This window comes from uncultured Allobosea sp. (assembly GCF_945956895.1).
Lineage (GTDB): Bacteria > Pseudomonadota > Alphaproteobacteria > Rhizobiales > Beijerinckiaceae > Allobosea.
Genome location: NZ_CAMFJF010000004.1, coordinates 102,305 through 118,498, shown reverse-complemented (window position 1 = coordinate 118,498; position 16,194 = coordinate 102,305). Strand labels below are relative to the sequence as shown.

Here is a 16,194-nt window from a genome sequence, read left to right as displayed (position 1 = left end):
AAGCCCGATCATGACGCCAGAATACGGACGGCGATGCGTGTCGCAATAGACTCAGCGGGCCGCGGTGCGCTCGAACTGGCGCAGCATCTGGTTGCCGCGCTCGGCGGCCGCGTCCAGCGCCGCCTGCGGCGACTTCTGGCCGTTCAGCGCCGCCTCCAGCTCCTCCGACCAGATGTCGCGGATCTGGACGAGGCTGCCGTAACGCAGGCCCTTCGAGTTGTCGGTCGGGGTCTTGTTGGTCAGCTCGAGGATCGGGGTCTCGAGATAGGGCTTGTCCTTGTAGAAGCCGGACGCCTTGACCTTCTCATAGGCCGCCTTGGTGATCGGCAGATAGCCGGACTCGGTGTGGAGCTTCACCTGGCGGTCGACATCCGAGAGGAAGGTGAAGAACTTCGCGACGCCCTTGTACTCGGCCGGCTTCTTGCCGCCCATCACCCACAGCGAAGCGCCGCCGATGATCGAGTTCTGCGGGGCGCCCTGCACATCCGGGTAATACGGCATCGGGGCATTGCCCCAGTCGAACTTGGCGTTCGCCTTGACGTTGCCGAAGAAGCCCGAGGAGGTCAGGAAGATCGGGCATTCGCCCGAGGTGAAGCGACCTTCGCCATTGTTGGTGCGGCCGGAATAGTCATAGGTCTTGTCCTTCTGCAGCTCGACCAGATTGGTCCAGTGCTTCAGGAAGGCCGGGCTCTTGTTGAAGTTCAGCACGGCGTCGAAGCCGGCCATGCCGTTGACCTTGGTCGAGAGCGCCACGTTATGCCAGGCGCCGAACTGCTCGATATTGGCCCAGGTCGCCCAGGCGTTCGAGACGCCGCACTTGTCGTAGCCGGCGGCCTTCAGCTTCTTGGCGGCCTCGAAGGTCTCGGGCCAGGTCTTCGGCGGCTTGGCCGGGTCGAGGCCCGCCTTCTTGAAGGCGTCCTTGTTGTACCACATCACCATCGACGAGGAGTTGAACGGCATCGAGAGCATGTCGCCCTTGGCCGTCGAGTAATAGCCGGTGATAGCGGGCAGATAGGCGTTCGGATCGAACTTCTCGCCGGCTTCCTTCATGACCTCGTGGACCGGCTTGATCGCGCCCTTGGCCGACATCATCGTGCCGGTGCCGACCTCGAAGACCTGCAGGATATGCGGCGCCTGGCCGGCGCGGAAGGCGGCGATGCCGGCATTCAGCGTGTCGGGATAGGAGCCCTTGTAGACGGGAACGACCTTGTAATCCTTCTGCGAGGCATTGAAATCCTCGGAGAGCTTGACGACGACGTCGTTATTGGCGCCGGTCAGCGCGTGCCACCACTGGATCTCGGTCTGCGCCAGGGCGGGCGAGGCGCCGGCCAGCGCAAAAGCCGCAACCGACATCAGGATGCGCGTTTTGATGGTCATGGGGTGTCTCCCTTCCGCGCGCGGGCGCGCCGCGGTTCTTGTCGTTGGTGCGCAAGCTAGCATGAAGCGCAGGCGACATTTCAATGACAAATCGATGACGTCCCGTGCAATCCGTCTATCGTCGCGGTCAAGCCGCTACGCAGACGCATGACAGTTCCTCGCTTGCGCATTTGTGCATAACCGGCTGATCTGCGCTCCCGATCCGAATCCGCCCGTGGATGCAGCCATGCCCAGCCTCGACCTTGCCGTAACCGCGACCCTGCCGGGAGACGCCGATGCCGCAACGCTCGCCGGCCGCGTCTGGCGCCCCGATCTCGGCGGGCCGGCGGTGGTGACGCTCCGCGACGGGCAGGTCATCGACATCACCCGGAGCTTCCCGACCAGCCGCGATCTCTGCGAAAGCGCCGATCCGGCCGCCGCGCTGCGCGCCACTGAGGGCGAAGCGATCGGCTCGCTCGCCGACATCCTCGCCAATACGCCTGTGGACGGCCGCGACCCGAAGCGCCCCTGGCTGCTCTCGCCGCTCGATTTGCAGGCGGTGAAGGCGGCCGGCGTCACCTTCGCCGTCTCGATGCTGGAGCGCGTCATCGAGGAGAAGGCGCGCGGCAACCCCGCCGCCGCCGCGACGATCCGCGAGGAGATCGGCAAGCTCATCGGCGACGACCTCTCCAAGCTCAAGCCCGGCTCGTCCGAGGCGATGCATCTCAAGGATGTGCTGATCAAGCAGGGCGCCTGGAGCCAATACCTCGAAGTGGGGATCGGGCCGGATGCCGAGATCTTCACCAAGGCGCCGCCGATGTCGACGGTCGGCACCGGGGCCGATGCCGGCCTTCATCCGGCCTCGAGCTGGAACAATCCCGAGCCGGAGATCGTCCTGATCGTCGCCTCGGACGGGCGGATCGTCGGCGCCACGCTCGGCAACGACGTCAACCTGCGCGATGTCGAGGGCCGCTCGGCGCTGCTGCTCGGCAAGGCCAAGGACAACAATGCCGCCGCTGCCGTCGGCCCGTTCATCCGCCTGTTCGATGCCGGCTTCACGCTCGACCATGTCCGCCGGACCACGGTGACGCTCACAGTCGAAGGCGAGGACGGCTTCCGGCTCGAAGGTTCCTCCTCGATCGCCAGGATCAGCCGCGACCCGGCCGATCTCGCCGCACAGATGATCGGCCCGCATCACCAGTACCCGGACGGGGCGGCGCTCTATCTCGGCACCATGTTCGCGCCGATCAAGGATCGCGATGCGCCGGGCGGCGGCTTCACCCATAAATACGGGGACATCGTCACCATCGCCGCGCCCGAACTCGGCAGCCTCGTCAACCGGATGAAGCGCACCGACGAATGCGCGCCCTGGACCTATGGCGCCTCGCATCTAATGCGCCATCTGGCGCAGCGCGGCCTGCTCTGAATGCGGGGCGAGCGAAAAAGCGCAATTATGGGTTGCATGGAAGCGTTCAAGTAAGAATTTCATCGTAGGATCGCGCCGATCCGAGCGGGACCCTACGATGACCACCGTTGATGCGAAGGACTCGCATGCGATGCGGCCGATGGCGCAGGCCTTCTGGCTGAGGCTGGCGGCCAGGCCCTCCGTCTGGATGACGGCCTTCCTCGGCTTCGTCATTGCCGGCCTTGCTTTGCCGGTGCGCCTGCCGCTCGGCCCGAATTACTGGGATACCGACATCTATCTGGATGCCATCCAGCGCATCCGGCTCGGACAGATCCCCAATATCGACTTCTTCACCTCGATCGGCCCGCTCGGCTTCTATCTGGCGAGCTGGATGGGCTCGCTGTTTCCGCAGGCGCAGCCGGCCCTGCTGGCCAATTGGGCCGTCCTGCCGGTGGCGCTGCCGTTGATGCTGCTCATCATAAGGGATGTCGACCGCCGCTCGCGCGGCATGGCGCTGGCGCTGCTCGTCCCCTTCCTGTTCCTCGCCTCGCTGCCGATCAACCTGCACAGCCTCTACCCGTCGCCCGGCTTCGACGGTTTCGGCTATTACAACCGCCATGTCGCCCTGCTGCTCTATATGCTGCTGGCGGCGCTGCTCTTCGTCGAGAACCGGGTCCTGCTGACGGTCCTCGTCATCCTGCTGATGACCTCGCTGTTCCTCATCAAGGTCACGGGGCCGGTCTCGGGCGCCGCGCTCGTCGGCTACGCGGTCCTGGCCGGGCGCCTGCGCTTTCGCGATGCCCTGCTCGCGGCGGTCGCAGTCATCGCCGTGCTGGGCGTGCTGGAGCTCACGGCCGGGCTGGTCCACGCCTATCTCGAGGACGTGCTGACCCTCGTCGCCCTCAACTCGGCCTCCTTCGTCTCGCGCTTCTTCACCCTGGCCTCGATCAAGTTCAACGTGATCGTGCCCTGCCTGCTGCTGCTCGGCGCTCTCGCACTGGCGATGAGGCAGCGGCCGGACGTCACCCTACAGAGCCTGCTGGCCTCGCCCCTGGGCTGGCTCTGCGCCAGCCTCTTCGCGCTCGTCCTCGGCGAAACCCAGAACAGCGGCTCGCTCGAATTCGTCGGCCTGTGGCCTGTGCTGCTGCTGGTGCTCTGCGATTTCCGCCTGCGCTACGGCGATCCCTTCCGACCCTATGTGCTGGTGCTGGTGATGGCGGTGGCGCTGCCGAGCGCGGTGATCTTCTTCGAGCGCGGCGCGCGCGCGCTGATCGCCGCGCCGCGCTACACGGCGCTCGACGTGCCGAGCGTGGGCCCGCTCGGCCGGGTCAGCCTGAAGCCGGCGCTGGCAGCCCGCTCAGCCAGCATGATCGAGCACTACGCCAAGCATCAGGAGGCCTATGAGGATCTGGTGCACTACCGCCAGTTGCCATCCGCCATCCTGTTCTCGGAAATCGACCATCAGGCGACCTGGCTGCTCGAGCTGCAGCAGGGGCTCGATGCGATCGAGCGCTGGGAAACGGCGAACCGACGCCAGCTGAACGGCTTCTTCGCGCTCGACTTCATCAATCCCTTCAACCACCGGCTCAAGCGCCAGCCGCCCCGCAATGTCGCGCTCGGCATCGATGTCGATCGCACCAATCCGGCGGTGACGCCCGAGATGCTCGATGCATTGCGCGAGACCGACGCGATCCTGCGGCCGAAATGCCCGGTCGAGTTCAAGCGGGCGGCGATTGCGGCGCATTTCCAGCAGGCCTGGAAGGATCGCCGGCTGGTGCCGCTCTCGCCCTGCTGGGACATGTATCTCAGGAAGTAGCCGCTCTCAGCCGGCCGCCGTCTGTCCAGCCTCCCAGCCGAGGATGGCGCGCTTGCGCGTCAGGCCCCAGTGATAGCCGGTGAGCGCCCCGGATTTTCCGATGACGCGGTGGCAGGGCACCACGAAGGAGATCGGGTTCTTGCCGACCGCCGTGCCGACCGCCCGCGCCGCGCTCGGCTTGCCGATATGGTTGGCCACTTCGCCATAGGTGGTGGCGCAGCCAACCGGAATCCGAAGCAGCGTTTCCCAGACCCGGACCTCGAAATCGGTGCCGATCAGCACGACGCGCAGCGGCGTTTCCGGCGACCAGGCCTTGGGCTCGAAGATGCGCGCAGCATAGGGAGCCGTCAGCATCGGATCATAGCGATAGTCCGCATGGGGCCAGCGCCGCATCATATCGGCCAATGCCTCGGCGCGACCGCCGACGACCTTGCCGCCATCGACGCTGTTGGAAACCCAGCCCAGGCCGGCGAGGCCGCGCTCGGTGATGACGACGAGCGCCTCGCCGAAGGGCGATGCGTGGAAGCCGTAGGAGAGCTTCAGACCCTCGCCACCCGTCTTCCATTCGCCGGGCGACATCGCCTCATGCGTCACGAAGAGGTCGTGCAGGCGGCCCGGACCAGAGAGGCCGACCTCCAGCGCGGTGTCGAGAATGCTGGCTGAGGAAGCCAGCAGCCCCTTGGCATGATCGAGCGTGATCGCCTGCAGGAACGCCTTCGGCGTCAGCCCGCACCAGCGCCGGAAGAGATGATGGACATCGGTCGGGGTTGCGCCGGCCGCTTCCGCGATCGCCTCGATCGTCGGCTGCTCGCGCCAGTTATGGGTGATGAAGGAGAGGATCCGCCGGACCGTGTCGTAGTCGGAGCCGGGCGCGACGGCCGGGAAATCGGCCTCGCTCGGCATGGCCTCGGCGGCACGCGCCAGCACCGCATTGGAGAAGCGCGTCGGGGTCATCGCCGTTTTCATGGAAGCATGAGCGTTCATGGGAACCTCGCATCATTCGTCATGATGCGAATCTAAGGCGCCCACCATGCCGTTCCCACCCGAAAGCTGGCAAGGGCGGCCTTGATCCGCAAGACTATCGCGCGTGACGGAGAACGGGTTGTCGGTCGTCGAGGACCAAAGCTGCGGCGGCCATACGATCCGGCTCGTCCAGGCCGAGCCTGCTCAGGGCGCGCCGTAGTCAGGCCCGCGGCGGGCGCTCGACAGCGCCGAGCCCAGCGCATCGGCGAAGCCCGAGCGCTCGTGCGGCGACAGCGCGGAGGCGACCGCGACGCTCTGCCCGCGCGAGACCAGCTTCAGGCCGAGCAGGCCGTAATCCTCGTCCGTCTGGCGTTCGAGCCGGGTCCAAGCCGGATTGAAGCGCCAGACCGCCTCGCGCCCGCGATGCGAAACCTTGCGCAGGAAGACCTCCAGCGGCGTCACCACGATGCGCTCGAAGGCGCGCGCATGCCGGAAATTGACATGGAAAGCGACGAAAAGCGCGACGACATCGAGCCCGAAAAAGCCGGCGACCGGCCAGGCGCCGAGCACGACGAAGGGGATCGAGGATACGACGCTCGTCAGGCAGACCAGCGTCATCACGATACGGAAGCCGTTCCGGCCGAGCGAACGATGCGGCGTGATCGTCGCGTCGAAGACCGGCTGCTGCGCCACGTCCGCGATCTCGCTGCCAAGGCTATTGCCGGGTGTCATGCGGCGATTATAACGCCGTCATGGATCAGCGGAACAGGCCCCCTCGCACGGCTGCGCCGGCAAAGCGCATCACGTTGCCGCGCGCCCGCAAGCCGGCGGAGATCCGCGAGATCTTCCGCCGGTTCCAGGCCGCCAATCCCGAGCCCAAGGGTGAGCTGGAATCGGTGAACGCCTTCACGCTGCTGGTCGCCGTCGTGCTCTCGGCGCAGGCGACCGATGCCGGCGTCAACAAGGCGACGCGCCCGCTCTTCGCCATCGCCGACACGCCTGAGAAGATGCTGGCGCTCGGCGAGGACAAGGTGCGCGACTACATCAAGACGATCGGGCTCTACCGCACCAAGGCGAAGAACGTCATCGCGCTCTGCGAGAAGCTGATCGCGGAGTTCGGCGGCGAGGTGCCGGCGACGCGCGAGGCGCTGGAGAGCCTGCCCGGCGTCGGCCGCAAGACCGCCAATGTCGTGCTCAACATCGCCTTCGGCGAGGTCACCCACGCGGTCGACACCCATGTCTTCCGCATCGCCAACCGCCTGCGCATCGCGCCGGGCAAGAACGTGCGGCAGGTCGAGCTCGGGCTGGAGAAGGCGGTGCCGCCCGAGTTCGGCCGGCACGCCCATCACTGGCTGATCCTGCACGGGCGCTACACCTGCAAGGCGCTGCGCCCCGAATGCGAGCGCTGCATCCAGAGCGACCTCTGCGATTCCCCGGACAAGCGCATCGCCTGACCCGCGCACCTGACGCTGCGAGAGCCCTCCCTTGGTCTGCTTGACAGCCTTCGATGCTAGGCCGAGTTTCACGCGCCGGATGCCTTGGAGGCTCGGAGAAGCCTGAGAGTCTGCGGCAGAGGAAGCTCAGGAGGCCATCGAGATGAAGCGTTTCGTCCTCGCGGCGAGCATCGCCGTTGCCGCCCTTTCCGTTCACAGCCAGGCCTTCGCCCAGTCCAAGGGACCGGTCGTCGGGGTCAGCTGGTCTAATTTCCAGGAAGAGCGCTGGAAGACCGACGAGGCCGCCATCAAGGCGGCGATCGAAAAGGCCGGCGGCACCTATCTTTCCGCGGATGCGCAATCATCGCCGGCCAAGCAGCTCACCGATGTCGAAAGCCTGATCGCGCGCGGCGCCAAGGCGATCATCGTGCTGGCGCAGGATGCGCAGGCGATCCGGCCCGCTGTCGAGAAGGCGGTGAACGAGGGCATCGCCGTCGTCGGCTATGACCGGCTGATCGAGATCCCGCAGGCCTTCTACCTGACCTTCGACAATGTCGAGGTCGGCCGGATGATGGCACGCGAGATCCAGAAAGCGAAGCCGGCCGGCAACTACGTCTTCATCAAGGGCTCGAGCCAGGACCCGAATGCCGGCTTCCTCTACCAAGGCTCGATCGAGATCCTGAAGCCCGCGATCGACGGCGGCAAGATCAAGAATGTCGGCGAGGCCTTCACTGATCAATGGCTGCCCGCCAATGCCCAGCGCAACATGGAGCAGATCCTGACGCGCAACCAGAACAAGGTCGATGCCGTGATCGCCGCCAATGACGGCACCGCTGGCGGCGCCATCGCGGCGTTGGCTGCGCAGGGGCTTTCCGGCTCGGTGCCGGTCTCCGGCCAGGATGCCGACCGTGCGGCGCTGAACCGCGTCGCGCTGGGCACCCAGACGGTGACGATCTGGAAGGACGCGCGCGAGCTCGGACGCAACGCCGCCGAGATCGCGCTCAAGCTCGCCGGCGGCACCAAGCTCAACGAGATCCCGAAATCGGTGAGCTGGGACCAGGGGCCAACCAAGCAGAAGATGACGGCGCTGTTCCTGACGCCGGTGCCGGTGACCAAAGAGAACCTCAATGTCGTGATCGATGCCGGCTGGGCGCCGAAAGCGGCAGTCTGCCAGGGCGTTGCGGCCGGCAAGGTCAAGGCCTGTGACTGAAGTTGCCCCCGCACCGGCCCATCCGGTGCAGGAGCGCAAGCGCCTTGGCGACCATCTGCGCGAGATCGAGTTCGATCCGCGCATGATCGGCATGGTCGCGGCGCTCGCGGTGATCTGGCTCGGCTTCAACTGGCTGTCGGACGGCGCCTTCCTGACGCCGCGCAACCTGTGGAACCTGCTGGTCCAGACCGCCTCGATCGCGATCATGGCCTGCGGCATGGTGCTGGTCATCGTCACCCGCAATATCGACCTCTCGGTCGGCTCGATGCTCGGCTTCGTCGGCATGATGGTCGGGCTGGTGCAGGTCCGGCTGCTGCCGGAGCTCTGGGGCCTGGAGCACCCGCTGACCTGGCTCGTCAGCCTGCTGCTCGCGATGACGCTGGGCGGGCTCGTCGGCCTGCTGCAGGGCGCGCTAATCGCCTACCTCGCCATCCCCTCCTTCATCGTCACGCTGGGCGGACTTCTGGTCTGGCGCGGGGCGGCCTGGTGGGTCACCCAAGGCCAGACCATCGCGCCGATGGATTCGCGCTTCCGGCCGCTCGGCGGCGGCGTCGAGGGCGCGATCGGCACCAGCGCCTCCTGGGCGATCGGCATCGGGCTTTGTGCCGCGATCTGCCTGGGCGCGGCGCTGATCCGGCGCCGGCGCAAGCGCTTCGGCTTCGTGCTGCGCCCGCTCTGGGCCGAGATCGCCATCGTCGGGCTCGGCTGCGCCGCCGTGCTGGCGACAGTCATGGTCGCGAACGCCTATGCGCTGCCGGCCGGCGTCGCGCGGCGCCTCGTCGAGGCCAAGGGCGGCACCTGGCCCGAAGGCGGGCTCAGCATCGGCCATGGCCTCGCCGTGCCGGTACTGGTGGCGCTCGCCGTCGGCGTGATCATCACCTTCCTCGCCAATCGCCTGCGCTTCGGCCGGTATGTCTTCGCCATCGGCGGCAACCCGGAGGCGGCGCAGCTCTCGGGCGTCAAGACGCGCAAGGTGCTGATGCTGGTCTTCGGGCTGATGGGCGTGCTCGTCGGCATCTCCGCTTGCATCTCCACGGCCCGTCTCAACGCGGCGACCAACGCCGCCGGCACGCTGGACGAGCTCTATGTCATCGCCGCGGCGGTCATCGGCGGCACCTCGCTCGCCGGCGGCGTCGGCACCATCGCCGGCGCGATGCTGGGGGCGCTGGTGATGCAGTCGCTGCAATCCGGCATGGTGCTGATCGGCGTCGATGCGCCCTTGCAGAACATCGTCGTCGGCATCGTCCTCGTCCTCGCGGTCTGGCTCGACGGGCTCTATCGCAAACGGCTGAGCTGAGGAGGTTCCATGAGCATCGCGGAGCCGGCAGACATCGCTGCAACGCATCCCGGCCAGGACACGCCCCTGATCGAGATGCGCGACATCTCGATCGCCTTCGGCGGCATCAAGGCCGTCGACGGCGCGAGCGTCGACCTGATGCCGGGCGAGGTCGTCGGGCTGCTCGGCCATAACGGCGCCGGCAAGTCGACGCTGATCAAGATCCTGTCGGGCGCCTATAAGGCCGATGCCGGCACGATCCGGGTCAATGGCGAGGAGGTCACGGTCTCGAGCCCGCGCGACGCCAAGCGCCACGGCATCGAGACGATCTACCAGACGCTCGCTCTCGCGGACAATGTCGACGCCGCCGCCAATATTTTCCTCGGCCGCGAATTGCTGACTGGCTGGGGCACGCTCGACGATGCGACAATGGAGGCCGAGACCCGCAAGGTGATGAGCCGGCTCAACCCGCATTTCCGCCGCTTCAAGGAGCCGGTGAAGGCGCTCTCGGGCGGCCAGCGCCAGTCCGTTGCGATCGCCCGCGCGATCTATTTCAACGCCCGCGTGCTGATCATGGACGAGCCCACGGCGGCGCTCGGCCCGGCCGAGACCAAGCAGGTTGCCGAACTGACCCTGCAGCTCAAGAAACAGGGCATCGGCATCTTCCTAATCAGCCACGACCTGCACGACGTCTTCGACCTCGCCGACCGCGTAACCGTGATGAAGAACGGCAAGGTCGTCGGCACCGCTCGCACCGCGGACGTCACGCAGGACGAGGTGCTGGGCATGATCATCTCGGGCAAATGCCCGCCGGCGGCGGTAGCCGGTCCCGGCGCGCTACGCAGTTAGGCCGCGCCGGAGCCGAGAGGAGAGCGGTGCCCTCAGGCCGTCGCGTGCGGCTCGTGCCGATAATCCCACACTGCCCAGGCCGAAATCCCCGCGGTCAGCAGACCGACGACGAGATGGCTCCAGAAGGCGGGGAAATGGGTCGTGAAGCCGAGCATCCAGGGCGAGGCCACAAGCCAGAGCCCGAGTGCGAGGTTCAGCCATTCTTCCCATTCGGCAAAGGCCGAAATCGCCGCAATCGCGATCAACGCAAGCACCGCGCCGACGATCCAGGCGTTGCGCGCCGGCATGACATTGCCGGCATAGCCCATGAACCAGGGTGAGAAGAACAGCAGCGCGGCGAGGATCAGGTTAAGCCAGTCCTGCGTCCGTCCGGTCTTCATATTCGCGGTCATCATGATCCCCTCCATCGGTGACGATCATCCAACCACTACGCCTCACGCACGAGGCGCTTGGTCCCCATTATTTTACACCCGCCCGATAATATTACAAGAACGAACAACGAACATTAACCAGCCAGGCAGAGACGGTTGCGAGACGTCGCTCCTGCCGGCCCCTTGCGAGGCCGGCAGGAGGTGTTTCATTTCGCGTCGAGCAGATCCTTGACCTGAAGCAGGACGAGTTCGTTGTCGTCAGCCTTCTTCGGGTCGCGCGAGGAGGAGAAGGGCAGGTTGTTGTCGTTGCCGACAACGATGATGCCATTGACGCGATCGACCACGTCGACATTCTCGATGGTGAAGAAGGGGAAGGGCAGCACGCCGTCGATGGCGCCCTGCTTCGCCTTGCCGTCGGGATCGGCGATCTTCATGAGGTCGATGAAGCCGATCTTGCGCACGGGCTTGCCGATATTGGCCTCGGTCATCTCGATCTTCACGATGCGCTTGAACTTCGCGAGGTCGTGGAAGCAGTCCGGGCCCTTCTGGCCGGCGGCGCAGGCCTTGTCGGCCGTGCCCTCGCCGTTGTCGCGCTCGATGATCAGCGCCGTCGTGGCGTCGATCATGTTGAAATCGCCGATGGCGTTGCCCTTCAGCTCCAGCGGGTAGAACCAGGAGCGGCCGGTCCATTTCTCGTTGGCGACGTCGAATTCGAGGATCCGCAGCACGGCCTTGCCATCGATCTCCTCGTTGCCCTTGGTCTCGGCGTTCCAGAGCGGGCCTTCGAGCAGCGGATAGAGGAAGCGGCCGTCAGGCGACTGCGCCATGCCCTCGAAGCCCTTTGAGCGGCGCACGTTGAAGGCGACGCTCTGATCGGGCGCGCCGGGCGTCGTGATCGCATAGTGATCGGGCGAGCGGGCCGGCTTGCCGTCGACCAGCGTCTCGAACACCGCCTCGACCTTGCCGGAGGCATCGACGCGGATGAGGTAAGGGCCGAATTCCTCGCCGATCCAGTACTTGCCGCCGATTGGCTGAATCGATTCGGGATCGAAATCCGCGCCGGTCAGGTAGCGCTTATCGGTGCCCTCATGGACGATACGGAAGGGGATCTTCTTGTCGGGATCATGCAGGAAGGTGGTCGAGAGGCGCTCGACCGCGCCCTTGCCGAAATCGGCCTTGAGGCGGTGGAAGAACAGCATCGCGTCCGGCGAATTGACCTTCGAGCCGAAACCGTTGTCGGTCAGCACGAGGAACTCGCCGTTCCCCAGCGAGCGGATGCCGGAAAAGCCCTGCACGGGCTGGCCGGCAAAGGGGGTGGAGAGCCCGGTCGGGCGTCCGCCCGAGGTCCCCATGACGGTGCCGACCGCCTCGACGCGCTTGCCGGGGCTCACGAATTTGCCGGAGACCTTGAGATCGGCCGGCGCATCGGCGGGCGCCGGGATGATGGTGTTCGCCGGCAGCAGGGCATGGCCGACGAGCTTCGATGGGAATTCCGTCTGTGGTGCCTCTGCTCCAGCGAGCATGGTCGAGGACAGCAGCAGGGCGGCGATGATCGGCAGGCGCATGAGATGGCTCCGGAACGAGGCGAAGCCTTCGCTTCGCCCGCCCGGATTGCGCCGCGACGACAGCCCCGCGACCGTTCCGTGACGGTTGCAGAGTTACGCTCAATAGCCCCGTGCGGGATCGACCACGTTGAGCAGCGGCTCGCCCGCTTCCAGCCGCCGGATTTGCGTGGCGACCGCCGTTGCGATCGCTTCCGGCTCCGACATCGCCGAGTTGTGCGGGGTGACCGTCACGCCCGGATGGCTCCAGAGCCGCGATTCCACCGGCAGCGGCTCGACCTCGAAGACATCGAGCGTGGCGCCCTTCAGCGTACCGGTATCGAGCGCGGCGAGGATATCGTCCGCGACCTGCAGGCCGCCGCGCCCGGCATTGATCAGGAACGGCCCGCCCAGGCGCCCGCCCTGCGCGAGGCCCGCGAGCATCTCGGCATTGATGATGCCGCGCGTATCCGGGGTCAGCGGCAGGAGGCTGACGAGGATGTCGGTGCGAGCGAGAAAGGCTTTCATCCCGTCCTCGCCGGAGAAGGTCCGGAGCCCCTCGATAGTCTTCGGCGAGCGGCTCCAGCCGGCGACGTCGAAGCCCATGACGGCGAGCTTGCGCGCCGCATCCTGGCCGAGCTCGCCCAGCCCCATGACGCCGACGCGGACGGAGTGGGCCGCCGGCTGGTTGCGGTCGTCGTCCCAGAGCTTTTCGCGCTGCTGGCGGTCGTAGCGACGCTGCTGGCGCAGATAGCTCAGGCAATGCAGGACGATATACTCGCTCATCCGCGTCGTCAGGTCGGGATCGACGATGCGCGCGATCGGCGCGGCCGGCAGCTTGTCGTCGGCGAAGAGGAAATCGACGCCGGCCCCGAGCGAGAAGATCGCGGCGAGATTGGGCAGGCCGGTCAGGCTGCCGGGCGGGTGCTTCCAGCTCGCGACATAATGGACGGCGCGACGGTCGAAGGGCTCGCCGAGGACGACGATCGGCATATCCGGCAGCAGCGCCTGGAAGCGCGCGCGCCAATCCTCGACATGCCAGCCCGTCATGGCCAGAAGCAGACTCATCCCGATACCCTCTCCGTAACCCGTTCCGCGACCAGCGGGCCGCGCGCCGCACCCTCCCCGATCCGGTATGCCCTACGCAAGCGCTCGCTTGCCGCAGCGTAGCCGGCCTCGTCGCGGGCATGGACGATGCCGAGCGGCTGGCCGGAGCCGACGGCGTCACCGATCCCCGCCAGCGACACGAGCCCGACGGCATGATCGATCGGGTCCTGCGGACGGACGCGGCCACCGCCAAGCGCGACGACGGCGAGCCCGACGGCGCGCGTATCGATAGAAGCAACCTGACCGGCCGTTTCGGGATAGACCGGCTTCACGACCGGGGCAGCGGCGAGATGTTTCTGTGGCGCTTCCAGCAGGTCGGCCGGGCCGCCGAGCGCCACGATCATGCGGGCGAAACGCTCGGCCGCGGCGCCAGAGGCGAAAGCCTGTTCGATCTTCGCGCGGGCAGTGTCGAGATCCGGCGCGAGCTTGCCGAGCAGCAGCATCTCGGCGGCCAGAGCAACCGTGACCTCATGGAAGCGCGGTTCGCGGTGCCGCCCGGTCAGATGGTCGAGCGCATAGGCGACCTCGAGCGCATTGCCAGCGGCCGAGGCCAGCGGCTCGCTCATGTCGGTGAGCAAGGCGGTGGTCGGCATGCCCGCGCCATTGGCGACACCAACCAGCGCCTGCGCCAGGGCCTGTGCCTTGCCGTAATCCGGCAGGAAGGCGCCGGAGCCGAATTTCACGTCCATAGCGAGGCCGTGCAGGCCGGCGGCCAGCTTCTTGGACAGGATCGAGGCGGTGATCAGCGGCAACGACTCGACTGTCGCGGTGACGTCGCGAATGGCGTAGAGGCGCTTGTCGGCCGGGGCGAGATCGGCGGTCTGGCCGATGATGGCGCAACCGGCCTCACGCACAACCTTGCGGAAGAGATCGATGCCGGGTTGGGTGACATAGCCCGGCACCGCGTCGAGCTTGTCGAGCGTTCCGCCGGTATGGCCGAGGCCGCGACCGGAGATCATCGGGACATGGCCGCCGCAGGCCGCGACGGCCGCCGCCAGCGGCAGGCTGACCGTATCGCCGACGCCGCCGGTCGAATGCTTGTCGAGCGCCGGGCCGGGCAGGTCGTCCCAGCGCAGGACCGTGCCGGAATCGCGCATGGCCAGCGTCAGCGCCACGCGCTCGCGCTCGTTCATGCCGTTGAAATAGACCGCCATGGCGAAGGCGGCGGCCTGGCCTTCGCTGACCGAGCCGTCCGGCAAGCCGGCGATCAGCTGGCGGATATCGGCCTCGGACAGTTCCGCACCGTCGCGCTTGGCGGCGATGATCTCCTGGGTCAGGCGCATCAATAGCTCCCACGCGGTGCGCCGTCGGGCGCAGCGCCGTCAATGGCCGCGACGAGCGCGCCGTAGAGGCCGCTGGCGCCGAAGCGGAAAGTCGTCGGCGAGACCCAATCCTCTCCCATGATCGCATCGGCAAGGTCGAGATAGCGCGTGGCATCGGCCAATGTCCGGATGCCGCCCGACGGCTTCAACCCGACGGGACGGCCCATTTCCGCGATGACGCCGAGCATCACGCGCGCCGCCGGGATGCTCGCCGAGTTCGCGGTCTTGCCGGTCGAGGTCTTGATGAAATCGGCGCCGGCCGCGATGGCAAGCTCCGAGGTCGTCCTGACCTTGTCGAGATTGGGGTATTCGCCGGTCTCCAGGATCACCTTCAGGCGCCGCTCGTCGCAGAGCATCTTGACGTTGCGGACCATGGCCACCGCCGCCGTGGTCTGGCCGGCCAGCACCGCCCGCCAAGGCAGGACGAGATCGATCTCGTCCGCGCCGGCTGCAAGCGCCGCTTCCGTCTCGCGCATGGCCGGAGCAATCGGGGTATCCCCATCCGGGAAATTGACCACGGTCGCGATGCGGACCGGGCCGTCGCCGAGCTCCGTCCGGGCCGTCGCGACGAAACGCGGCCACAGGCACACCGCCGCGACCGGCACCGGGCCGGAGACGGCGCGACGGCAGAGATCGCGCGTGCCTTGCTCCGTCGCGTCGTCGGCGAGATCGGTGAGATCGAGGAGGGCAAGCGCGCGCCTGGCGAGATCGGCATCGGACATGGTTCACAACTCCGACAGGAAGGCGCGCAGCAGGCGCCTGAGCGCGCCGGCCGCAAGGCCAGCGACATCGCGCGTCTCGGCATGATGCGGCGTGCCGCCATGCAGGCCGGCGCCCATATTGGTGACGATCGACAGGCCGGCGACGCGCAGGCCGTGGCGCCGCGCCAGGATGACTTCCGGCACGGTCGACATCCCCACGAGATCGGCGCCCAGCAGCTTGGCCATGCGGATTTCGGCCGGCGTCTCGAAGCTCGGCCCGGTGAACCACATATAGACGCCCTCGCCGAGCGGGATCGCCGCTTTCTGGGCCGCGCGCTTGAAGCGGCCGCGCAGATGCGGGTCATAGGCATCGACCATCGGCACGAAGCGACCGTCGCCGGCATCGCCGACGAGGGGGTTGGGGCCGTTCAGGTTGATGTGGTCGGTAATCAGGGCGAGGCTGCCCGGGCGCATGTCGAGCGAGAGCGAGCCCGCCGCATTGGTCAGGATCAGCGGTGGCGAGCCGAAGGCGGTGAGCATGCCGAGGGGCACGCGCATCACCGCAGAATCGCCGCCCTCGTAATAATGGGCGCGGCCCTCGTAGATCAGCAGCTTGCGGCCATGCAACGTGCCATAGCAGAGCTGGCGGGCATGGCCGGAGACCGCGCCACGCGGGAAGCCGGGCAGGTCGGCATAGGGGATGCGGATCGCGTCCTGGATATCCTCGGCGACGGCACCGAGGCCGGTGCCGAGCACGATCGCGCAGTCGATCGTATCGACGCCCCGTTCCGCCAGGATGGACGCCACCTCGTCGAAGGCCGGATCGGCCGCCATCGCACGCTCC

General features: G+C 67.1%; 15 protein-coding genes. 6 read left to right on the top strand and 9 right to left on the bottom strand.

Features of this window, described 5'->3' with window-relative positions:
* Nucleotides 1-51: 51 nt before the first annotated feature.
* Entirely contained in the window at nucleotides 52-1,377 is a 1,326-nt protein-coding gene (gene ugpB / locus Q0Q02_RS04290) for a sn-glycerol-3-phosphate ABC transporter substrate-binding protein UgpB (RefSeq protein ID WP_293807198.1), read from the bottom strand.
* A 226-nt stretch (nucleotides 1,378-1,603) separates the two neighbouring features.
* Between ugpB and Q0Q02_RS04285 the strand changes: the two genes are divergently transcribed.
* Together Q0Q02_RS04285 and Q0Q02_RS04280 are read left to right on the top strand one after the other, a co-directional pair.
* On the top strand, nucleotides 1,604-2,782 hold the full coding sequence (locus Q0Q02_RS04285) for a fumarylacetoacetate hydrolase family protein (RefSeq protein WP_293807196.1): 1,179 nt from the start codon (nucleotides 1,604-1,606) through the stop codon (nucleotides 2,780-2,782).
* 97 nt (nucleotides 2,783-2,879) lie between these two features.
* Complete coding sequence (locus Q0Q02_RS04280) at nucleotides 2,880-4,577, top strand: hypothetical protein (RefSeq protein WP_293807194.1); 1,698 nt, start codon at nucleotides 2,880-2,882, stop codon at nucleotides 4,575-4,577.
* Between the two features lie 6 nt (nucleotides 4,578-4,583).
* Here the strand turns inward: Q0Q02_RS04280 and Q0Q02_RS04275 are convergent, their stop codons facing one another.
* On the bottom strand, nucleotides 4,584-5,480 hold the full coding sequence (locus Q0Q02_RS04275) for a methylated-DNA--[protein]-cysteine S-methyltransferase (protein WP_293807335.1): 897 nt from the start codon (nucleotides 5,478-5,480) through the stop codon (nucleotides 4,584-4,586).
* A 264-nt stretch (nucleotides 5,481-5,744) separates the two neighbouring features.
* A complete protein-coding gene (locus tag Q0Q02_RS04270; RefSeq protein ID WP_293807192.1) occupies nucleotides 5,745-6,272 on the bottom strand; it encodes a DUF2244 domain-containing protein in 528 nt (175 codons plus the stop codon).
* A 20-nt stretch (nucleotides 6,273-6,292) separates the two neighbouring features.
* Here Q0Q02_RS04270 and nth point away from each other — a divergent pair, with 20 nt between their 5' ends.
* The 4 genes from nth (at nucleotide 6,293) to Q0Q02_RS04250 (ending at nucleotide 10,308) form a co-directional block, all read left to right on the top strand.
* Complete coding sequence (gene nth, locus Q0Q02_RS04265; protein ID WP_293807190.1) at nucleotides 6,293-6,994, top strand: endonuclease III; 702 nt, start codon at nucleotides 6,293-6,295, stop codon at nucleotides 6,992-6,994.
* A gap of 142 nt (nucleotides 6,995-7,136) precedes the next feature.
* Complete coding sequence (gene xylF / locus Q0Q02_RS04260; RefSeq protein ID WP_293807188.1) at nucleotides 7,137-8,183, top strand: D-xylose ABC transporter substrate-binding protein; 1,047 nt, start codon at nucleotides 7,137-7,139, stop codon at nucleotides 8,181-8,183.
* On the top strand, nucleotides 8,176-9,480 hold the full coding sequence (locus Q0Q02_RS04255; protein ID WP_293807186.1) for a sugar ABC transporter permease: 1,305 nt from the start codon (nucleotides 8,176-8,178) through the stop codon (nucleotides 9,478-9,480). Before xylF ends, Q0Q02_RS04255 begins: the two co-directional genes overlap by 8 nt.
* Nucleotides 9,481-9,489: 9 nt before the next feature.
* Nucleotides 9,490-10,308: an ATP-binding cassette domain-containing protein gene (locus tag Q0Q02_RS04250; RefSeq protein WP_293807184.1), complete on the top strand. Its 819-nt coding sequence runs from the start codon at nucleotides 9,490-9,492 to the stop codon at nucleotides 10,306-10,308.
* A gap of 32 nt (nucleotides 10,309-10,340) precedes the next feature.
* Here Q0Q02_RS04250 and Q0Q02_RS04245 read toward each other — a convergent pair whose 3' ends face one another.
* The 6 genes from Q0Q02_RS04245 to Q0Q02_RS04220 all read right to left on the bottom strand — a co-directional run bounded on the left by Q0Q02_RS04245 (nucleotide 10,341) and on the right by Q0Q02_RS04220 (nucleotide 16,184).
* Nucleotides 10,341-10,703 (bottom strand): SPW repeat protein, encoded by a 363-nt coding sequence (locus Q0Q02_RS04245; protein ID WP_293807182.1) that lies wholly within the window; start codon nucleotides 10,701-10,703, stop codon nucleotides 10,341-10,343.
* Between the two features lie 182 nt (nucleotides 10,704-10,885).
* Entirely contained in the window at nucleotides 10,886-12,244 is a 1,359-nt protein-coding gene (locus tag Q0Q02_RS04240) for an esterase-like activity of phytase family protein (RefSeq protein WP_293807181.1), read from the bottom strand.
* A 99-nt stretch (nucleotides 12,245-12,343) separates the two neighbouring features.
* Nucleotides 12,344-13,288, bottom strand: coding sequence for a glyoxylate/hydroxypyruvate reductase A (locus tag Q0Q02_RS04235; RefSeq protein WP_293807180.1), 945 nt, complete (start codon nucleotides 13,286-13,288; stop codon nucleotides 12,344-12,346).
* Nucleotides 13,285-14,610, bottom strand: coding sequence for a thymidine phosphorylase (gene deoA, locus Q0Q02_RS04230; RefSeq protein ID WP_293807178.1), 1,326 nt, complete (start codon nucleotides 14,608-14,610; stop codon nucleotides 13,285-13,287). Before deoA ends, Q0Q02_RS04235 begins: the two co-directional genes overlap by 4 nt.
* Nucleotides 14,610-15,371, bottom strand: a complete 762-nt coding sequence (deoC, locus tag Q0Q02_RS04225; RefSeq protein WP_293807176.1) for a deoxyribose-phosphate aldolase — start codon at nucleotides 15,369-15,371, stop codon at nucleotides 14,610-14,612. The genes deoA and deoC overlap by 1 nt, the downstream gene beginning before the upstream one ends.
* 3 nt (nucleotides 15,372-15,374) lie before the next feature.
* Nucleotides 15,375-16,184: a purine-nucleoside phosphorylase gene (locus tag Q0Q02_RS04220; RefSeq protein WP_293807174.1), complete on the bottom strand. Its 810-nt coding sequence runs from the start codon at nucleotides 16,182-16,184 to the stop codon at nucleotides 15,375-15,377.
* Nucleotides 16,185-16,194 lie beyond the last annotated feature (10 nt).